This window comes from Thermogladius sp., from assembly GCF_049970955.1.
Taxonomy (GTDB): domain Archaea; phylum Thermoproteota; class Thermoprotei_A; order Sulfolobales; family Desulfurococcaceae; genus Thermogladius.
The window spans coordinates 1-4,416 of sequence record NZ_JBMFLY010000068.1 but is presented as its reverse complement, the minus strand read 5'-3'; the positions used below and the strand labels follow the sequence as shown (position 1 = coordinate 4,416).

Genomic DNA, 4,416 nt, shown 5'->3' with positions numbered 1-4,416 from the left:
AGCTTCGGCTTGGACATTAGGGCTCTCGCGATCGCCAGCATTTGCCGCTCTCCTCCGCTCAAGTTCTTCGCCTTGCTCTTAGCCCTATCGGCTAGCTCGGGGAACAGCCTGAAGACATCCTCAATGTCGTCTCTCAACCTGTCGTGGCGCCTCGTGTACGCCCCGAGCAGTAGGTTTTCCAGGACGCTCAGGTTAGGGAAGACGTTGTTGGTCTGAGGAGAGTAGCTTAAACCGAGCGCCACTCTCTTCTCCGTCTTTAACCCGGTTATGTCGGTGCCGTTGAAGTAGACCCTCCCGCTGTAGACCTCGGCCAACCCCATGATCGAGTTTAGTAGCGTTGTCTTGCCAGCCCCGTTCGGGCCCACTACCGAGACGATCTCTCTATCCCCAACCCTCAAGGACACGTTTTCTAGAACTTTCAGCTTCCCGTACCCGGCGACTAGATTAACGACTTCCAGCATTCTCACTTCCCCAAGTACGCCTTTATAACCCTCTCGTCCGAGACCACTTCATCTGGCTTGCCCTCAGCGAGTAGGCTACCGTTGTGAAGGACGTAGACGTAGTCGACACCCTCCAGTAGCTCCGTTATCCTGTGCTCTATGATCACGAACGTTGAGCCCTTCTCCCTGTTTATCTTCCTTATGGTCTCAGTCAACTTACGCGCCATCCAGCTCTCTACTCCTGCGAAAGGCTCGTCGAGCATAAACAGCTTCGCGTCAGACATGAGACCCCTCAACGTTTCTACCAGTTTGAGGTGTCCTGCGGATAGCTCAGCCGGTCTTTTGTGTGCTATGCTCTCGAGGCCGAACTCCCTTAGGATGCTCATCGCTCTCGCTATAGCAGCCTCTTCGACGTTGACCCACTTCCTTCGGAGACTGCAGGTGATCGACGCGCACGAGCCGTAGTCGTAGAACAGTAGCATGTTCTCTAGAACGGTCAGCGAGGGTATGAGCCGCGGTATCTGGAAAGTTCTAGCCACACCCATCCTAGAGACCCTGTTAGGGTTCCACCCAGTGATGTCGACTACTCTGCCGGAATCCTCGATCAGCACCCGCCCCTCGTCGGGCGTGTAGTAGCCTGTTACCACGTTGAATAGCGTTGTCTTACCCGACCCGTTCGGGCCTATTAAGCCCACTACGAGCGAGGAGGGCACGTTTATCGAGACTTTATTCAGCGCCACGACTCCGCCAAACCTCTTGGTGACCTTCTCGACGATCAGCTTAACACCCATGCTCTCCCACCCCTCTCACAGCTTTGACACACCTCCTCGTCTAGGTGCGAGACCCTCCGGCTTCTTAAGTAGGACGACTAGCATCACCAGCCCCACTATGATCCAGCGGAGGTAGTCGGGGGTCACGACCGTTGTACCAATGAAGGGTATGACGAACCTCATGGCGTAGTCCACGGAGGCGAGGAGGACAGTGCCCAACACGCCGCCCACTATGCTGTCTATGCCGCCGAGGATCACCATTGCCCATATATTGAACGTGAGCGAGGGGGTGAACATGTTCGGGTTTATACTCGTGAAGTAGTACGCCCAGAGGACCCCCGCTACACCCGTTAAGCCGGACGTAAGGGCCAGCACCTTGGACTTGATCAGGGGCGTCGGCCAGCCCGCGTACAGGGCGACGAGCTCGTCATCACGTATCCCCTTCAGAATCCTGCCTAGCGGCGAGTTCATTATCCTGCTTACAATAAAGTATGTGAGGCCTACGAAGCACCACACTATAATGAGGTACAACGCCTCGGCCACCTTGGCCTGCGGAAGCCACGCGAAGGGGTTCGGTATACCCATGAACCCCTTGCTCTCGCCCAGCGGCTCCGCGTTCAGGTAGAAGAGCCTCAGGACTTCGCCCGTGCTCAGGAGTGTGAAGCCCACTAGAGCGCTTCCGACCCTGTGGATAGGGTACGTCAACAGTAGGCCAAAAAGAGCAGAAACAGCGAACCCGGCGGCAAGGGACAACAAGAAAACGGACAGGTCGAGCACAGGGTCGCTCTTCGATATCGTGTACAGGAGCTGTATCCCGTTCACGTCGAAGGGGGACGCCCTGCTACCAGTAATTGCCAGTGGCAGGTAGGTTCCTATGAGTGCGCCAGTGTAGGCTCCTAGGCCGTAGAACGCCACCTTGCCGAAGTTCGTGATCCCGCTCGACACCTCGAGAGTCAACGTCAGGGAGAGGACCAGGTAGATGCCGATGTAGGTGGTTAGAGTGATCAGGAACCCCAACACGTCGATCAACGTCTAGCACCCCTCGTAAACCTGTACGGCACACCACCCGCAACTCCGAGTGGCGGGCTCACGATTAGAGTCGCGAGTAGTACGGTAAACGTGAGCATTGGCTTAATGCTAGTCGGCAAGCCCAAGTACGTGCTCAAGAGGTCTGTGCCGAAGTTCTCCACTCCGCTAATCAGCAGAGCGCCGGCGGCCGTCCTTGTCAGTGATGAGAGACCGCCTATGAAAGCGATGGTGAATACCTGTAGTATGAGGGAGTCCCCTACCTCGGGAGTTATTGCCCCGCTGTACGTGGTCCACATGACGCCCGCGAGCGATATGAGACCGGCTGTGAGAAACCAGGTTAGGTTGACGACTCTTTCAACAGCGATACCCGAGAGCGACGCCAGCACGCTGTTGTCGGCGACCGCGAGGACAGCCCTTCCTACTCTGGTCGCGTTTAAGACCAGGTACAGGATTAACATGGACGTGAGCGCGAGTAGTGGGAAGACTACAAGGCTCTGTTGTACGCCTACAAGCCCGGCTCTCACCGTTAACAGGGAGATATCGTCGTAGTGGATCTGGGAGTACGAGACCAGGTTCGTCCTCCAAGCGGAGCTCGCGATATCAGACACGATGTAGAGCACGTACTTGAGGACGATCCACAGCCCCATGGAGGCGATCATGAGGACGTCCCCCTTCACCCTCATCTCGGCAAGGGGCTTGAAGACGGCTAAATTCGACAATACGGCGATCAAGCCCGTGAGAGCAAATGAGGTGAGTACCGTTAGCAAGAGCGAGTTGTGCCCAAAACTGCTCCTCATATAGTAGTCCAGTAAAACAGCTGTGTAGGCCCCGTAGGTTATGTAGTTTGCGACGGTAAAGTTGATTACCTTAGTAACGCGGTAAGCGAGGACGAGGGGTATGGACACGGTGAGGTAGAGAAGGGAGAAGAGGAAAAAACTTATTAAGTCTTGGGTTATCATCACGGCTCGTCACCTGTACGGCGTCGTAGTGAAGATCACAGAGTCTCCTTGGACCATGCCGACGTCCATGAACTGGTATCCCTGGTCCGTCTTGACTATAGCCCACACGCCGTAGTCCTGGAAGGCCTTGTCACCGTTTTCGTCGAACACGGTCCAGCCGCTCGGACCATAGTGGTGCTTAGCCACCTCGACGAGGGCAGCCCTTATCGCGTCGCCGTCGTACTTGCCGGCTCTGAGGATGGCCCAGCCCGCTAGCTGTATTGCGTCGTAGAGGGTGTCGCAGAAGACGGTGGGCTCTACACCGTACTTCTCCTTCAGCTTCTTAGCAAACTCGTCGTAGAGCGGGTTGTGGGCGAAGAGGGGTCTGGTGCCTAGGAGCCTGACCTTCTGCGCGAACTGCCCTATCGTCGGCGAGAGGAGCTCCCGGGCCCCGTGCGGCCCCTCGGACAAGAACCACCTAACACTGGAAAGAACGCTGTTGCCGGCGGCGTGGGCTAGGATGTTAGCGGCGTCCGTGTCGAAGGCGATCAAGACCACGGAGTCTGCTCCCGTGGACTGCACCTTGGAGGCGAGGGCGTTGACCTCGGAGGTGTAGTCGCTCAGGCCTGTCTGGTATGGCAGGTCGTACACCTTCGTGTTGTTGAACTGGGAGAAGTACCTCGTGAAGAAGTCGGCGAAGGCGTTGCCGTACTCGTCGTTACGGTGGAAGACGACCACCGTACGGGCGCCTTGCATGTACGCTAGAGTGGCGAGGGCCTTAGCCTGCTTCGCGTCGCTACCCACGGTTCTGAATATGAAGTCGTTCGGTATAGCGAGGGTAGGCGCCGTCGAGGACGGGGATATGATGACGATGTGGTTGGCGTCGGCGAACGACTTCACAGCCTTGACCTGCGAGCTAGCGGCCGGGCCTATGACGACCTTTATACCCATCTGGGCAAAGCTCTGCACGTTAGCGAGGGCCTTGTCGTCCTGCGTTCCGTCGTCCAGTATTACGGGCTTGAAGGTAACGTTGAAACCGTAGGCCTTGACCTCGTTGTTCAAGTCGTCGAAAGCGAGGTAGACGACTTTCTCCCATATCTTGCCTATGGAGGACAGCTCTCCAGAAAGCGGTAGAGTGACACCGATCTGATACTCCTTAGCCTGGCCCGCCTGCGTGACACCAGTTGACTGGGGGGAGAGGGCGGTGCTGGTCACGTATCCTAGCGGGAACCCCACTAC

The 4,416-nt window shown here is 56.8% G+C and carries 5 protein-coding genes; all 5 read right to left on the bottom strand.

What is annotated here, in order from left to right; translation table 11 throughout:
- A partial coding sequence (locus ACP5VX_RS06355) for an ABC transporter ATP-binding protein (RefSeq protein WP_428725044.1) occupies positions 1–461 on the bottom strand: 461 nt, incomplete at its 3' end.
- 2 nt (positions 462–463) lie between these two features.
- A complete protein-coding gene (locus ACP5VX_RS06350) occupies positions 464–1,231 on the bottom strand; it encodes an ABC transporter ATP-binding protein (protein WP_428725043.1) in 768 nt (255 codons plus the stop codon).
- Between the two features lie 15 nt (positions 1,232–1,246).
- Positions 1,247–2,230 (bottom strand): branched-chain amino acid ABC transporter permease, encoded by a 984-nt coding sequence (locus ACP5VX_RS06345; RefSeq protein ID WP_428725046.1) that lies wholly within the window; start codon positions 2,228–2,230, stop codon positions 1,247–1,249.
- Between the two features lie 5 nt (positions 2,231–2,235).
- Positions 2,236–3,198: a branched-chain amino acid ABC transporter permease gene (locus ACP5VX_RS06340; RefSeq protein ID WP_428725045.1), complete on the bottom strand. Its 963-nt coding sequence runs from the start codon at positions 3,196–3,198 to the stop codon at positions 2,236–2,238.
- A 9-nt stretch (positions 3,199–3,207) separates the two neighbouring features.
- Positions 3,208–4,416: ABC transporter substrate-binding protein (locus tag ACP5VX_RS06335; protein WP_428725042.1), on the bottom strand; the 1,209-nt coding region annotated here is incomplete at its 5' end.

Coding starts and splice junctions, on each gene's coding strand:
- ACP5VX_RS06350 (WP_428725043.1), bottom strand. CDS start 1,231: ATGGGTGTTAAGCTGATCGTCGAGAAGGTCACCAAGAGGTTTGGCGGA.
- ACP5VX_RS06340 (WP_428725045.1), bottom strand. CDS start 3,198: ATGATAACCCAAGACTTAATAAGTTTTTTCCTCTTCTCCCTTCTCTAC.